Below are 15759 nucleotides of genomic sequence, written 5' to 3'. Positions count from 1 at the left end.
TATAACTAGAAAAGCGTTTATTGTATTGCTACTTTACATTGATACACATTCTTTTCGCCGGGCGCAGCGATACGCATGACTTCTCTGACATGATCCGCAAAAACGGCCTGCTCCTGGTGAGTCATATCATGCCTGCTCTCATGACAAGGTTCGGGTATTCGAATGTGTAAAGTTTTTGACATACAGTGTCTAATTATGAGATGTTGAATGTTCTAAAATTCCATAAAGCGGTTTTTTATGCCGCTTACTTCAACAGCACTTTGTTCTGGAAGATCTTTTTTGAGCCGGGGGATGAGATACGCACCCAGTACATACCGGCACTCCAGTGAGACTGTGTGTACAGATCAATCAGTTGTTCCTTTGTTTGCATGAACAGGGGCTGGATCAGCATTACCTGTCCCGCAGTATTGAGTAATTCCAATTTGTAATCACCAGCTTGTGGAAGGACTAGTTTTACCTGGATACTGTTGCCCCGCGCAACCGGGTTTGGATAAATTTTAACATCCTTCTTCGCTACAGCAGGCGCCCAGTCATTGATGAATCTTTTATTGTATCTATTCTTGTTATACGTATGCCGCCGATCGCACCGCCCATGACATACCGGCCTGTCTTACTACCGTTTCCAATTACACTCACTTCTTCTAACGTTACAGCCTGTGGCTTCAGCAATACCTGTATATTCTTCCAGCTGGTGGTATTTTCGATCATGAGCGTTTGCGTTTCATAACCAATGGCACTGATCACGATTTTCATGTTATGTTTGTTTTCAACAGATAATCTGAAATGCCCTGTTGAATCGGCCATCGTTCCGTTTTCAGTGCCCTCGACAGTGATACTGGCTGCCACGACCGGCTTACCATTTTGTGCATCCACAATTGTTCCATTCATTACAATGGGTATCACTGCCTTTACAGGCTCATCGGGCACGAGGGCAACCTCTCCCAACGTACGATTTGGGCGAACACTTTCCGTGGCCGGTTTTTTCATCCTCGGTTTGCCCTGAGCATATGATTTGGTAATGATAAAAGAGGCCAGCATTACACTCCACAAATACACGAGCTTAAATCGTTTCTTCTTTTCCGTTGGTTTTATTTCCTTATTCAACTGGTCGTTCGAAAAGCGGCCACATACATGCTCACTGGCTTTTGAAAAATAATTCAGCATCTCCTGGTCGCTCATTACACTGAAGTCAACCACCACTTTTTGACAGGAACCGCAAAAACGGCCCTGCTCGCGGGGCGTCATATTGTTCCAGTTCTCATGACAGGGCTCGGGGATATTCAAATGTATAGATGCAGGCATACGGTTGTTTTTTGAAAGATGTAACCATCGAAAAAATTACATATGCGTCCGATAAAAATAATTTTAACCGCCAAACCCGTCATTTCAGCAGTAACACGCCCTTGCAACTTCAACATCGGATAATCGTCTTATTAATTAAATACCCTATACAGCCTGGTTAAAGCTGTATTCATTAAATACATACGCCAGTTTTTGTTAATTTTAGCCGTCGGTGGCATTTTTAAAGAACATACCCGCTAATGAGTTGCCCGATAAAGAATTGGTCAACCTGTATCGTACCTCCCGGAACATGGAGGTGCTGGCAGTTCTTTTTCAACGGTATATGGATCTTTTATACGGCGTTTGCCTGAAATACCTGAAGCAGCCGGAAACCGCCAAGGATGCAGTGATGCAGATCTTTGAGGAACTGGTGGCCAAATTGCCCAAACATGAGGTAGAAAACTTTAAGAGCTGGCTGTACACCCTGGCTAAGAACTACTGCCTCATGCAGTTGCGTACGCCCAAAAACCTGAAAACAACAGAATTTAATGCAGACAGTATGCAATTGGAGGAAGAAATGCATCTGAATGGCATACAGTTGAAGGAAGAGAACCTGCAAAAGCTGGAACGTTGTTTGGAAACCTTATCGTTGGAGCAAAAGAAAACAGTGGAGCTGTTCTATTTGCAAAACAAATGTTATAAAGAAATTGCAGAAGTAACCGGCATTGAATGGAATAAAGTGCGCAGCTTTATCCAGAACGGCCGGCGAAATCTAAAAATATGTATGGAAAAGGGGTCAGCCCTGCCGATTCATGAGCGATCATAAGGAACATATCAATCAATATACGGCAGCAGATATCCAGCGATATGTGCAGGGGAAATTATCTGCCCGTGAAATGCACGCTATGGAAAAGGCGGCACTGGATGATCCGTTCCTGGCCGACGCCATTGAAGGAATGCAGGAAGCTTATGCCGCCCATTCCGAAAACCTGGTTACCGGTCAGTTACAACAGTTGCAGCAGCAGTTGCAAACCCGCACCGCCGCTTCGGCTAAAGTGGCGGCGTTTAAGCCGTTCCGGTACTGGCAGGCAGCGGCCGCTGCTGTGGTAATCATTATCACCGGTGTATGGATATACAGCCTTGTTTCCGAAAAAGAAGTAAGCAGCAACGGTTCCATCATTGCCAAAACAGAGGAAAAACAACCTCAGCAAGAACAACCCCCGGCGCCGGCCACCGTTTCGGCAGATACCATGAACACTCCGGTAATTACCAACCAGCAACCGGCTGCAAAAGCTGTTGAAAGGCCTCCCCTGCCTGCTGTTGCCGAAAACAAACGTCTTGAAGATAAAGCCACCCAAACGGAAGCTGCTACGGAGTCACTGGCATTTGCGAATGAAAATCGCCGGCAAAAGGACAGTTTCCCACCGTTGCGGGACGAGATAGCAGCAGCCGGTTCGTACCCCAGAGAGGAAGCCATGGCAAAGCGGGAAGTGGCCCCTTCCGCATCACCGGCAGCAGTTCCCGAGCTCAATAAAGCCAAAGCTTTAAAACCGAATAATAACATTTACAACCAAAACAGAGAACGGGAAACAGAGCTGATAACGATCCAGCCATCCGACAACCATCCCAAAAAGACGTATGGTGCTTATAAAAACAACCTGTCGGGCGTGATAAAAGGCCAGGTTACCGATTTCAATAGTAACCCGATTGCCAACGCCTATGTACAGATAAACAAGAACAACAACAATTTTATCACCGATAAAGCCGGCTTCTTCAAAATACCGGTAACAGATTCTGTAGTAGATGTAAATGTGAATGTAACCGGCTATGGCACCCAGAACTTTACCCTACAGAACAATGCCACATTGAGCCAGCTGCAGCTGCAACCGGCCAATGCAACGCCGGAGGATGTAGTTGTTACACCACCTGCCAATAACAAAATACTTACACCATCCGGTAACAGCCAGCTGCCCAATACTGTTGTGTTCGATGCAGAGCCGGTATTTGGCTGGCTTGCGTTTGAACAATACCTTGAGAAGAACAAAAAAATACCTGCCGGCGCTTCTTCTACAAGCGGCAAGGTGGTAGTATCCTTTGAAGTAAATAAAAAAGGGACTTTATCAGGCTTCAGGATCGTACAATCCCTCTCTAAACCATTTGATGATGAGGCTATCAGGCTCATTATGCAGGGTCCCAGCTGGAAGTTGCTTAAAGGACGCAAAGCCCGCATAACAGTTATGGTAAGATTTTAATATTCCGTTCATCCAGGATTTCTATAAAACAATTCGTTTATATCTTACTTTCGCGCAAATTCGTTCGTCATGAGAAAGACCATTTTGATTGGATGCATGCTTGCATTTGCATTTACCACTCAGGCGCAATTAAAAACACCTGCGCCTTCGACCACACAAACCATTAAACAGGATTTTGGATTGGGTTCTATTGAATTAGCATATTCCCGTCCGGGTATCAAAGGCCGCAAAGTATTTGGCGACCTGGTGCCTTTCGGCAAAGTATGGCGTACCGGTGCCAACCAGGCGACCACGCTTACATTTGCTGACGAAGTAACTATTGGCGGAAAGAAAATACCTGCCGGTAAATATGGTTTGCTCACCATTCCTGATAAGAGTTCCTGGACGATCATCCTTACCAAACAACTGGATGTTACCTCGCCAGCAGCTTACAAACAGGAAAATGATGTAGTGCGTGTGCAGGCAAAACCTGAAAGCATTAAAAACAAGGTAGAAACCTTTACTATGCAATTCGCCAATGTAAAACCAACCAGCATTGAATTGCATATGATGTGGGATCAAACCAATGTAGTTCTTCCCATCACTACAGAGATCGACGGCAAAGTAATGGCCCAGATCGATGAGTTGATGAAAAAAGAAGATCCCAAGAGCCATCCTTATTTCGGCGCCGCCATGTATTACATGGAGACAGGGAAAGACCTGAACAAAGCACTGGAATGGTTTAACAAGGCTGCTGAGGCTAATCCGAAAGCTTTCTGGGTTATACATCAGAGAGCCAATTGCCTGGCCAAACTGGGCAAAAAGCAGGAAGCCATTGAATCAGCTAACAAATCGATCGAGCTGGCCAAAGAAGCCAAGAACGATGATTATGTAGCCCTGAACCAAAAGTTGCTGGCTACCCTGAAATAATTGTCAATAGTATATTCTTTACAAAGTGGGTCCGCTTTCCGCTGGGACCCACTTTTTTTATGTGCGTCCGCTTGAGGGCCCGGCTACTTTTTGTAAGGTCGCGCTTGGCGGCGTACCGGCTTTTTTATTTGGCGCTTCCCGGCGTGGTCCGCTTTTTTGTGTGCGTCTTTGGCGACGCTAAATATCTGTTGTTTGGTATCGCTTCCGGCGCTGCTTTTTGTTTTGTCCAGCTTCGCGTCGGGCATGCCGCTTTGTTTCCTGATATCGCCCCAGCGCAACCCGCTCTTTTTGTTTGGGACCGCTTGCCGAGCTGTTTTTTTATTTGACCTGCTTCGCGTCGCGCATACTGCTTTATCCTTGATATCGCCCCGGCATGATTTACCTTTTTGGGTGGTTCGCTTGGAGGCAAAACGCCGTTTTTTTTCGGCGCTTTCCCGTGTGATCCTTTTTTTGTCCCGCTTGCAGGCGCGGCCTTACATTTCGGAACTCCATCCCTGAAAATTTTAAAGATTACTTCGTGTAATTCCAACAAAGGTCGTAAATTACGTAATTAATTACATAATTGATTAAATAATGGACTTCTACAATAATGCCGGTAAAATGGCGCTGGGAAGCCGGTTGCGCCGGTTAAGTGAACAGATAACGGAAGACGCGGGCCAGGTATATAAAATGTACAATGTATCACTGCAGCCTAAATGGTTTCCGGTCTTCCATGCGCTATCGCTGGGACAGGACAAAACCATCACAGCCATTGCCGAAGAGATCGGCCACTCGCACCCGTCGGTAAGCACCATCATCAGGGAAATGGTTAAACACGGCATTGTCACTGAAAAAAAAGACAAGCTGGACGGCCGTAAAAATGTTGTAGGTCTCTCAAAAAAAGGCAAAGAGATCATGCAGAACATTGCTCCCCAGTACCTCGATGTTACCAATGCTATAGAAGAAGCTTTATCGCAAACAAGGCATGATCTGTGGAAAGCGATCGAAGAATGGGAGTTCCTTTTACAACAGAAATCATTGTTACGCCGTGTGCAGGAACAAAAGAAATTACGCGAAAGCCGTGAAGTGCAGATCGTCGATTACAAACCGGCCCACGAGGAGGCTTTCAAGCGATTAAATGAAGAATGGATCTCGAAATATTTCAAAATGGAAGCTGCCGATCATAAGGCGCTGGACAATCCACAAAAGAACATTATCGCCAAAGGCGGACATATTCTGGTTGCCCTGTACAACAATGAAGCTGTTGGTGTTTGTGCGCTGCTCAAAATGGATGACCCGGTATATGAATATGAACTCGCTAAAATGGCCGTATCACCCGCAGCCCAGGGCAAAAGCATCGGGTGGCTCCTGGGCAAAGCGGCTGTTGACAAAGCGAGATCACTGGGTGCTAAAAAACTGTATCTTGAAAGCAACACCATCCTGCAACCTGCCATTAACCTGTATCATAAATTAGGATTTAAGAAAGTGGTCGGGCATGCTACTCCGTATGAAAGATGTAACATACAAATGGAGTTAATTTTTTAAAGAGGGGTAGGGTGAATTGTCAATGGTGAGTGGTGAGCCTTTTATTTTTTAGACGGTATTATCTTCGCGCTGTCTTTACGAAAGAACGCTGCCTGTAGCAATCCCGAAAACAAGACTACGGCAGCAGCTCCCACCAAATTCAGCCAGAGAAATGAGATCAGATCAAGCGAATATACGCTGATAACAACCGCTTCGGCTATGATAGCACCAAAGAAGACGGCATTTCCGCCAACCCTTTTCATAAATATGGCTACCAGGAAAACACCCAATATCGTTCCATAGAACCAGGAACCCAGGATATTCACAGCTTCTACCAGACTATTGCCAAGATTATAACTGAATTGTGCCACTACCACACAAAATAAACCCCAGATCAGTGCATAAGCTTGTGACCAGCGATATTCCTGTAAAGGTGTGGCAGTTCGCTTCGACAACCGTTTATGAAAGTCGATCATGGTGCAGGAAGCCAATGCATGCAATGCCGCGGCTATACTGCTCCAGGACGCCAGGAAGATAATTGCAATGATCAAACCCACTAATCCATTGGGTAAAAAATCTCCTACGAAGCGAAGAAAGATATAATTGGTATCATTCCCATCACTGCCGGGAATTGTTTTCTTTACAATATTCTTTATTGAATCCCGCACCTGGCCGGCCTGTTGCTGATCCTGTTGTAACTGCGTTCGCAACTGATTTACCATAACCTGGTCATTTTGCTGCAGCGCATTTCCTAACGCCATAGCCGTTTTTCTTTTTTCGTCCTGTACCTGCTGGTATCTTTTTTCAGCAGCAGCAAATTCACCAGCATGCGCACTTTGCCGTAAGGTTCTCTCCTGTGCCAGATTAAAGTATGCCGGCTCTTTGGTAAACTGGTAAAATGCAAATATAAAAATACCAATAAGCAGGATGCCGAATTGCAAAGGCACTTTGGCAAGTCCGTTCATCAATAGGCCCAATTTGCTTTCCTGTTCACTACGGGCGGTGAGGTAACGGCCAACCTGGCTTTGGTCGGTGCCGAAATAACTCAGGGCCAAAAAGAAACCGCCAATGACGCCGCTCCAGATATTATACCGGTCCTTCCAGTCGAAACCATTCTCAGTTATACCTGAAGTAATTACATTGAGCTTGCCCGATTTGCCCCCTACATGCAAAGCTTCACTGATCCCGATGCCTGCCGGTAACATTTTAATCGCCCACCACGCAGCAGTGAACATAGCTCCGTAAATTATTATGATCTGTAACTGCTGCGTGTAGGCTACCGCTTTGGCGCCACCGCTCACGGTGTAAATGATCAGCAGTCCGCCCATGAATAAAGTCGTAAACGTCATATCCCAGCCAAGCATACTATGTAATACCAGGGAAGGCGCAATGATGCTGATACCGGTCGACAGGCCCCGTGAGAGCAGGAACAGGAATGAGGTGAGCAGGCGGGTCTTTACATCAAATCGTTGTTCCAGATATTCATACGCTGTAAACACTTTTAACCGGTGAAAGACAGGCACAAAGATGATACATATCACCACCATGGCAAATGGCAATCCGAAATAGTATTGCACAAACCGCATCCCTTCACTATACGCCTGGCCGGGAACCGTTAAAAATGTAATGGCGCTGGCCTGCGTGCCCATGATGCTCAGCAATACCACCCACCAGGGCAATTGCCGGTCGCTTAATAAATATCCTTCCAGGTTTTTGGATGTACGGCTGCGGTATACCCCATACACAATTATGAGTAACAGGGTGAACACTAATACCGTCCAGTCTAACCGGGAAAAATTCATGCAAAGTGTTTAGTGAAGAGATAAAATAAGACGATCAGGAATAACAGAAAACCGATCACCAGCCAGTACCAGTACCGCCACTTTTTAAATACAGGTATACGTTCTTTTTCCACCGGTGACATATAAATGAATCTGACGTGTTATTTCTTTTTGTTCGAAAAGATCATGACGGCCATAAATGCCAGTAATACGCCCAGCACCAGTCCAATCGTTAATTTTTTTAACAGCTTGCCCAGGATCAGTCCCACAATAATAGCAATTATGAAAAACCACTCGCGCTTTGTTAATGAGCCCATCTAAAAACCTTTCTTTTTATTTAGTGCAATAATATTGGCCAGTAACCGGTAGGCGCCGGGTACGCCGGCAGGTAATTCCCGGAAGAATACCAGTCCGGTATATACAAATTTGCCTTTGCCATAACTTCCAATGATCAGGCTGCCTTTTTGTTCTTTTTCGTTCGGATCAGCCATCGACAACGGGGCTTCATAGGCGTTGTCGATCTGGTCGGCAAAGTAAATGCCTCTTTCCTGCACCCAATTGTCAAAATCTTTTGCAGTGATCTTATTAGGATAATTTAATACAGGATGATTGGGCAACAGAAAATTCACGGTTGCTTTTTCATCAGTTACACGGTTGCGCGAGATCGCAAATGGATAGGGTCCTATTTTATCTGTTACCGAGCTGATGAAGTTACTGGTATTGTACTGAACGATCAGATTGCCACCTTCTTTTACATAATCCATCAGTACAGCATGTTTTCCTTCCAGGTAATTATGTACATTGTATGCACGTACGCCGGTAATAACTGCATCGAATTGCTTCAGATTAAATGGCGTAATATCCTTTTCCTTCAAAACAGTTACCTCATACCCCATTTGCTGCAGGGCGATGGTCACTTTATCGCCAGCGCCTTCAATATAGCCGATCTTCCTGCCTACAGTTTTAATATCAATATTCAATACCTTGATGGCATCCTGGTAAAAATAATGAATGTGAGGTATATGGTCGTACCTGATGTTGCTCATGTTCAAATAAGCCGGCTGCTCTTCAGTCCCATTTTTCAATTCAACAAATGCCTGCACAAAATCCTGTTCCTTATCTTTCAGCATGCCATTGTCGATGGTAAAAATATATTGCCGTTGACTGCCTGGCAGTACCGTGAAGTTGCTGTCTGTTTTGGTACTATTGTCGTAAGTAAGTCTTTTTGAAATACGGGCTTTATATCCGGTGAACTTTTTATTTGCCGTTACCGTTACCGCTATGTCAGCGCGTTGTTTTTCTCCTTTGCGGAAAATGACGATGCTCGGTTCGGTAGTAACGGTTGAAGAAGGCACTACTACCAGTGGCTGATACAGTTCTCCTTTCACCGGATCGGTATGTTTGTATTGTACCGGTTTGTAGTAGGTGAATGGTTGCCCGGCAATGACCACATCGAAGCGCGCCTGGTAGGCCGGTTCATTCTGGGGTTTACCAATCATCGACTGATCGTTAACGGTAAAAGAACCATCGCTCATCTTTTGTTCCAGCCAATAAGGCTGTGAGATGGGCTTGGTAGCAAATACGTAAAATGTTTTCTGCAGGGATACATTCCGGTTCTTTTCCAGGTTCAGCGATAGGGTGGTATCCAGCACATCGAGTTGTATCTTACTCAATTGCACTGGAGCCCCTAACCGGTTATTGATAACCATATTTATTTTTACAGAATCGCCTTCCACAGCCTGTTCATTGCCGGTACTGGCTTCCATAAATAAACCACTGCACTGTTCTACCAGGCGCTGTACTTCTTCCAGCTTCTGCTTTTTCCAATATCCGTCTTTCAATGCCTGTATTGACTTATATAAATTCACCAGCGCAGGAACAGTGTTCTCGGGATTTGCAATGGAGTAACTTTTCAGTATCTCATCGATCTGGGCTTCTATGGCGGCACCGCCCTCCAGTTTTGCCCAGCTGGTATTGATGCCATCCATGAGGTCGTTCTGTGCGGGTTCACCATCGGTAAAAGAAAAATATTCCAGTTGTGCGCCACGGCTCCCCGGTACGCCAAATCCCTGGCTTTTATGCTGGCTGCGGCTTTCAGCAGCTATTTCGCCATAACTTTTACCCACCAGGGCATTGTAACCGCCTACATCTATTTTCAGCTGATCGTTGCTGGTAGTATTGGTAGTACCGAAGTTGAAGGTATTCCAGAATATGCGTTTCACCTTCCACGGTTGTACCCCTAATTTAAATTGTTCGGGAAAGCGATTGGGATCTGCAGCGGCTTTAAAAGCCTCATGGGCTACCACGGCAGAAGCGGAGTGATGTCCATGCCCGGCGCGGCTGTCTTCGGGAAAACGCGTGATTATAATATCTGGCTGAAATTTGCGAATGATCCAGACGGCATCGCTAAGCACTTTTTCCTTACCCCATTTTTCCATGGCCTCATCGGTGCTTTTGCTGAATCCGAAATCGAAGGCGCGGCTAAAGAATTGTTCGGCGCCATCGGTACGGCGGGCTGCCAGCAATTCCTGGGTACGGATCAAACCCAGATCAATACCCTGTTCGTCGCCGATCAGGTTCTGGCCCCCATCGCCACGGGTCAATGATAAATAACCTGTACGATATAACCGTTCCCGGGCCAGCCATGCCAGCAAACGGGTATTTTCGTCATCGGGATGGGCGGCTATATATAATACGGAACCTAAAACCTTAAGCTTTTTAATTTGCAGGAAAATATCGGCAGACGTATAAGCAGCGGGCGTTTGTCCTGACACTGGCAGTACATACAGCAGAACAATCAACAATAGTAATCGCCCGGGGTAAAATTCATTCATCTGAAAATCATTATTTTTCTTTAGCCAAATGGAACTATGCGAAATTTCCATGCCTTAAATGTCATAACGGAAATCTGGGCATGGACGTTTCATTCTAATGGTTTTGATCTTAATCCGGGGGCAAAATAACACAATACGAGGCAGTGTGCCAATCCGCCGGTAAATTTTAACATGGTCAATGGTCAATAGTCAATGGTGAATGGCTCTTACTTGCCCCGGCACCCACAATCCCCTTGATTATCGGAACTGCATTCCATTAGCACATTAGCAAATTATCACATCAGCACATAAACTACTTGCCCCGGCACCCACAATCCCCTTGATTATCGGAACTGCATTCCATTAGCACATTAGCAAATTATCACATTAGCACATAAACTACTTGCCCCGGCACCCACAATCCCCTTGATTATCGGAACTGCATTCCATTATCACATTAGCTAATTATCACATTATCACATTAACTACTGTCCCACCATAAATACCGCATTACTGAACAACAGCTTGCCATTTTCCCAGAAGCTTCTGAACAGCGGATCATCGGCCAGGTAAACAACCGCACCCTGCCCCATTTCCTGTACGCCGAAGATCAATCCATCCTTTAATTTATCTTTCAACTTTGAGCCTACGAAACCCGCTACCTGGTTGTCTTTTTTTATGACGCCCACATTCCAGCCAAATTCCTTGAAGAATTCGTAAATGGTATTATCCTGCTTGATTGTAAAATAAGTATCGTCGTAACCAAAGGCCAGCGGATGCGAATTGTCCAGTTCCACTTTATAAATGGAACCGGGATTATATCCTGGTATAAAATCCCGCTCCCGGTTCTCATAGCGACGCAACATACTGTAATCATCTTTTTTGTCTTCCCTATCCTCTTTATCGCCTTTATCATCATCCCCTTTTTTGACCTTGATGCCCCAGTCTGCAGAAGCCAGTTGCGCCACAGCACCTTCCAGCGCAATCACCCTGCCGCCGGTTGTGACCCAGTCTTTCAGCGCTTCGTTCATTGACCGGTCCGAAAGGAAACGATAATTGCCATCCGGCAAGATCAGCACATCGAGGTCGCGCAACACATTTTTGGTAAGATCGCTTGCCCAGATAACATTTACCGGGTAACCGATCTGCACATCGAAGAAATGCCATACCTCCCCCATACTTAAGGAAGAAATGCCATCGCCCGCCAGCAGCCCGATCCTGGGCGCCTGCATGGTATGCACTTTTTCTGAACCAAAATCAAATCCTTTGTCAACAAAAGAAGAAGCGACAGCTGTATAGCCAATGCCTGCTTTGTCGGCAGCTTTATTGATAATGCTGCTTAAGGAAGTACCTAACGATTGGTTGCTGGTGCGGGTGATTATAAGTGTTCCCTTATCAAAATCTTCATTGCCGGCCTTGAACGGCTGCTCAGCATACCTCACTTTTACTTTCTGTTGCAATACGCTGCTTAAGAATTGTACGCTGTTCAATCCGTTCCAGCGTATCAGCCACGCTACGCTGTTCTCACCATTGATGGTTTTGGTTTTCGCTTTATCAGGTACTGCCGATTTCGGCAAACCGGTAATATAGCTGCTCAATCCATAGGTTGTAAGTCCGTAAACATAGGGAATTGACCAGGCGGTAATGTCATAAGTTACCGTATCACTCAACAGGGAGTTCCTTTCAAAAAGTACTTTTACCAGGTTGGCATTGGGTTGATTGGCATTGACCACTATATCCTGGCTGTCGGTTTTTAACGGCGCCATTTTGCCCGTGAAATAATTGAGGCCATTGTAGCTGCCAATGCCGGTATGGCGCCATTCAATATTGTTTCGCGTTAGCAGTTGCTTCAACCGGGTGATTTTATCTCCTTCATCGGCCTTTATGACGTAAGCCTTAAATTCTCCCGGAGGTGAAGTACGTGCTTTATCGTAATACTTTTTAAACTCCTGCACCACTTTTGGCGCATTTTGCGCAGTGGCTTCAATCGTGCTCATGCCCGTAGTGAAATGGTGGTACAGCCGGTCCCACAACGTGAGCGTATCGCCATCGCGGTTGATGACAGCAGCACCGCCCCGGCTATGCCCGCCCTGCTCATACGTCATTCCGATGGCGCCTTTATATAATGGATACGTATCTCCATAGCTGGGATAAAAAAGATCGAACCGCTCTTTGGTGAAGAATAACCAGCCCTGCTGATCGAAATATTTGGCATTGTTTCGGCCAATGATGGTTTGAAAATCGCGTTGCCAGGGGGTGATCACTTCATGGTATGGTTCGGCCGCGGGGGCAAAATAATAGGGGTTATTATAGTATTGTTCGTGGTAATCGACATGTATTTGAGGCAACCACTGGTTGTATTTTATTATGCGCTGCTGGGTTTCAATCTGGGTTTGCCAGGCCCAGTCGCGGTTCAGGTCGAAATAATAGTGATTGGGCCGTCCACCGGGCCAGGGCTCAGCATGCTCGCGGGTAAAAGGCTGCGGATTGGGTTGTATACCTACCACCGAATTGAACCAGTTCACGTACCGGTCGCGGCCGTCGGGATTGATACAGGGATCGATAATGATAACCGTATGCTGTAACCAGTCTTTGGTTCTTGTATTGGAAGGGTTCACCAGTTCATATAGCGTAAGCATGGCAGCTTCTGACGAAGAGGTTTCATTACCATGCACATTATAGCTTAACCAAATAATGGCCGGCGCCTTTTCATCGGGGGCCATTTTATCGGGCGTTAATCCGGCCAGCCGCAGGTTATTTTGCCTTATGGCTTCCAGGCGCGCCAGGTTGCCAGGTGAGGTCACATACAATAATAGTAAAGGCCGTCCTTCATGGGTAGTTCCATACTGTTCCAATTTTACCATATCGGGCACCGCTTCCGCCACCTGCCTGCAATAATTGACAATATTAAAATGAGGGGTGTACCGGCTACCTAACTTATACCCCAGGAACTGATCGGGCGATTTAACCTGAGCCAAAGCCAAACTGGAAATGAATAATAACAGGACTATACCAGCGGGGACTTTCTTCATAATAAAAAAATGTACCGTGAAAGTACTTAAAACGGTGAAAATGAAAAAAGCACCTCACGAAAGTGAAATGCTTTTTATTTTCTCATGTGACCACTAAGTTTTTATTAGAACGCAAATGTCTTGCGTCAGTGATCTATATAAACCGAAGCAGCGGCCGCTATTTGACCTGACTGCTGTTTATGACAATGCCTGCGTTAATATTTGGGTAGATAATATATCTAAACCGTATGAACAATAAGGAGAAAGCAAAAACCCGCAAAATAACCAGTGACTTATATGAAAGGAAGGTTGCTAAATGCCGTGTACATTGGCTCTTTCTCATAAGCTCATGTGGTTTGATCCCCCGTAAACAGTTTTTGTTAGTGCTCTAAAATTAAAACATTTAACGTAATTATAAAAAAAACCAGTAGCTAATTTTGGTTTGTTAATTTTAGCTACTCAACGTTTACTTTAATATGAAAGGCTTTATTTTATATACGTTCCCGTTAGTACTGCTTTTTGCAGCCTGTTCCGCCCCGCGTAATGCAACGAACTCACCGGTTAACCCATATAGTTATTCCATTCAAAAAAAGGTAACAGGTTCAAATGGTGCCGTCGTTTCTGCCCACCCGCTGGCCAGCGAAACCGGGATTGCCATTATGAAACAGGGTGGGAACGCCATAGACGCCGCTATTGCTACCCAGCTGGCACTGGCAGTAGTATATCCCGGAGCAGGAAATATCGGTGGTGGTGGTTTTACGGTTATCCGGCTGGCTAACGGTGTAAATATTACTATAGACTACCGCGAGAAAGCCCCGGCTACGGCACACCGTGATATGTACCTCGATCAACAGGGCAATGCACAAACGGAATTAAGCCAAAACGGACACCTGGCAGCAGGTGTTCCCGGCACCATTGCGGGTTTATTCGGGTGCATGAAATACGCCAGCCTGCCCTTTAAACAATTAATTCAACCCGCTATTGACCTGGCCGAAAAAGGTTTTGTAATAACGGAATCAGAAGCCCGCAGCCTCAATCATGCACGGGACGCTTTTATAAAATATAATACGGTTACACCTGTTTTTGTAAAACCCGGCGGCTGGAAGACCGGCGACACCCTGGTGCAGCAGGACCTGGCCAACACCTTAAAACGGGTTCGTGACAATGGCTTACCGGGTTTTTACGAAGGAGAAACCGCCCGGCTGATCGTAGATGAAATGAAACGGGCCCATGGCATCATCAATTACGACGATCTGAAAAACTATACTGCCAAAGAACGCGAACCGGTTGTATTTGATTACAAAAATTATAAGATACTCACCATGCCGTTGCCAAGCAGCGGTGGCGTTCTGCTGCCGCAAATGATGCATATGATCGAAGATAAACCGGTGAAAGAATATGGTTTTCAGTCGGCACAGGCAGTGCAGCTGATGACAGAGATCGAACGCCGGGCATATGCCGACCGCGCCAAATACCTGGGGGACGTTGATTTTTACAAAGTGCCGGTGGAAAAATTAATGAGCAAGGCCTACGCGGCAGAAAGAATGAAAGATTACGATCCACAAACTGCCGGCAGCAGCCAGGCCGTTCAGGCCGGTGTAATAACGGAAAGTGAAGAAACAACCCATTTCAGCGTTTACGACAAAAGCGGCAATGCGGTATCAGTGACCACTACCCTGAATGGACATTACGGAAGTAAAACAGTGGTTGGAGGCGCCGGTTTCCTGTTGAACAACGAAATGGACGATTTCAGTATAAAACCAGGTGTGCCCAATATGTATGGAGCCATTGGCGCCGATGCCAATGCCATAGCGCCTGGTAAACGTATGCTCAGTTCCATGACCCCCACTATCGTTTTAAAAGACAACAAGCCTTTCATTGTGGTAGGCACCCCGGGCGGCACCACCATTACGACCTCGGTGTTTCAAACTTTGATCAACATCCTTGAATTTGACATGAGCACTGAAGACGCCGTGAACAAACCCAAATTCCATCATCAATGGTTGCCCGATGAAATTTTTGTGGAAGCAGATTTTTCCCAGGCCGTCAGGCAGCAGTTGCAGCAGATGGGCTATAAGGTAACGCAGCGCGGCTCCATTGGCCGAACTGAGGTCATACGCATTGAACCCAATGGAAGATTTGAGGCGGTCGCAGATAAACGCGGCGATGACTCGGTGGCGGGATATTGACGATTCGTAACTTGCTTAAA

General features: G+C 45.9%; 11 protein-coding genes. 5 read left to right on the top strand and 6 right to left on the bottom strand.

Annotated elements, in window-relative coordinates:
* Positions 1-244: 244 nt before the first annotated feature.
* Positions 245-496, bottom strand: a complete 252-nt coding sequence (locus JUB15_RS00660) for a T9SS type A sorting domain-containing protein (protein ID WP_369411487.1) — start codon at positions 494-496, stop codon at positions 245-247.
* Positions 497-513: 17 nt separating this feature from the next.
* On the bottom strand, positions 514-1302 hold the full coding sequence (locus JUB15_RS00655; protein ID WP_207510311.1) for a carboxypeptidase-like regulatory domain-containing protein: 789 nt from the start codon (positions 1300-1302) through the stop codon (positions 514-516).
* 211 nt (positions 1303-1513) lie between these two features.
* Here JUB15_RS00655 and JUB15_RS00650 point away from each other — a divergent pair, with 211 nt between their 5' ends.
* The 4 genes from JUB15_RS00650 to JUB15_RS00635 all read left to right on the top strand — a co-directional run bounded on the left by JUB15_RS00650 (position 1514) and on the right by JUB15_RS00635 (position 5966).
* Positions 1514-2107 (top strand): RNA polymerase sigma factor, encoded by a 594-nt coding sequence (locus JUB15_RS00650; RefSeq protein ID WP_207510310.1) that lies wholly within the window; start codon positions 1514-1516, stop codon positions 2105-2107.
* A complete protein-coding gene (locus JUB15_RS00645; protein ID WP_207510309.1) occupies positions 2094-3533 on the top strand; it encodes a carboxypeptidase-like regulatory domain-containing protein in 1440 nt (479 codons plus the stop codon). The genes JUB15_RS00650 and JUB15_RS00645 overlap by 14 nt, the downstream gene beginning before the upstream one ends.
* Before the next feature lie 69 nt (positions 3534-3602).
* Entirely contained in the window at positions 3603-4442 is an 840-nt protein-coding gene (locus tag JUB15_RS00640) for a DUF2911 domain-containing protein (RefSeq protein ID WP_207510308.1), read from the top strand.
* 573 nt (positions 4443-5015) lie between these two features.
* The gene (locus JUB15_RS00635) at positions 5016-5966 is read left to right on the top strand and encodes a bifunctional helix-turn-helix transcriptional regulator/GNAT family N-acetyltransferase (RefSeq protein ID WP_207510307.1); all 951 of its coding nucleotides are present in this window, start codon (positions 5016-5018) and stop codon (positions 5964-5966) included.
* Between the two features lie 41 nt (positions 5967-6007).
* On the opposite strand, the gene JUB15_RS00630 is transcribed toward JUB15_RS00635, so the two are convergent.
* The 4 genes from JUB15_RS00630 to JUB15_RS00615 form a co-directional block, all read right to left on the bottom strand.
* Complete coding sequence (locus JUB15_RS00630; protein ID WP_207510306.1) at positions 6008-7747, bottom strand: sodium:solute symporter family protein; 1740 nt, start codon at positions 7745-7747, stop codon at positions 6008-6010.
* A 140-nt stretch (positions 7748-7887) separates the two neighbouring features.
* Positions 7888-8043 carry a hypothetical protein gene (locus tag JUB15_RS00625; RefSeq protein ID WP_207510305.1) on the bottom strand — a complete coding sequence of 52 codons (156 nt, stop codon included), beginning with the start codon at positions 8041-8043 and terminating at the stop codon, positions 7888-7890.
* On the bottom strand, positions 8044-10560 hold the full coding sequence (locus JUB15_RS00620; RefSeq protein WP_207510304.1) for a PIG-L family deacetylase: 2517 nt from the start codon (positions 10558-10560) through the stop codon (positions 8044-8046).
* Positions 10561-11024: 464 nt separating this feature from the next.
* Positions 11025-13571 carry a M14 metallopeptidase family protein gene (locus JUB15_RS00615; RefSeq protein ID WP_207510303.1) on the bottom strand — a complete coding sequence of 849 codons (2547 nt, stop codon included), beginning with the start codon at positions 13569-13571 and terminating at the stop codon, positions 11025-11027.
* A gap of 455 nt (positions 13572-14026) precedes the next feature.
* On the opposite strand from JUB15_RS00615, the gene ggt reads away from it, so the two are divergent.
* Complete coding sequence (gene ggt / locus JUB15_RS00610; protein WP_207510302.1) at positions 14027-15739, top strand: gamma-glutamyltransferase; 1713 nt, start codon at positions 14027-14029, stop codon at positions 15737-15739.
* The last annotated feature ends 20 nt before the right edge of the window (positions 15740-15759 follow it).

The organism is Longitalea luteola (assembly GCF_017356035.1).
Taxonomy (GTDB): Bacteria; Bacteroidota; Bacteroidia; order Chitinophagales; family Chitinophagaceae; genus Niastella; species Niastella luteola.
The sequence above is the reverse complement of the archived record's forward strand: the minus strand, read 5'-3'. Positions and strand labels throughout refer to the sequence as shown.

Coding starts and splice junctions, on each gene's coding strand:
- JUB15_RS00655 (WP_207510311.1), bottom strand. CDS start 1,302: ATGCCTGCATCTATACATTTGAATATCCCCGAGCCCTGTCATGAGAAC.
- JUB15_RS00645 (WP_207510309.1), top strand. CDS start 2,094: ATGAGCGATCATAAGGAACATATCAATCAATATACGGCAGCAGATATC.
- JUB15_RS00640 (WP_207510308.1), top strand. CDS start 3,603: ATGAGAAAGACCATTTTGATTGGATGCATGCTTGCATTTGCATTTACC.
- JUB15_RS00635 (WP_207510307.1), top strand. CDS start 5,016: ATGGACTTCTACAATAATGCCGGTAAAATGGCGCTGGGAAGCCGGTTG.
- JUB15_RS00630 (WP_207510306.1), bottom strand. CDS start 7,747: ATGAATTTTTCCCGGTTAGACTGGACGGTATTAGTGTTCACCCTGTTA.
- JUB15_RS00625 (WP_207510305.1), bottom strand. CDS start 8,043: ATGGGCTCATTAACAAAGCGCGAGTGGTTTTTCATAATTGCTATTATT.
- JUB15_RS00620 (WP_207510304.1), bottom strand. CDS start 10,560: ATGAATGAATTTTACCCCGGGCGATTACTATTGTTGATTGTTCTGCTG.
- JUB15_RS00615 (WP_207510303.1), bottom strand. CDS start 13,571: ATGAAGAAAGTCCCCGCTGGTATAGTCCTGTTATTATTCATTTCCAGT.
- ggt (WP_207510302.1), top strand. CDS start 14,027: ATGAAAGGCTTTATTTTATATACGTTCCCGTTAGTACTGCTTTTTGCA.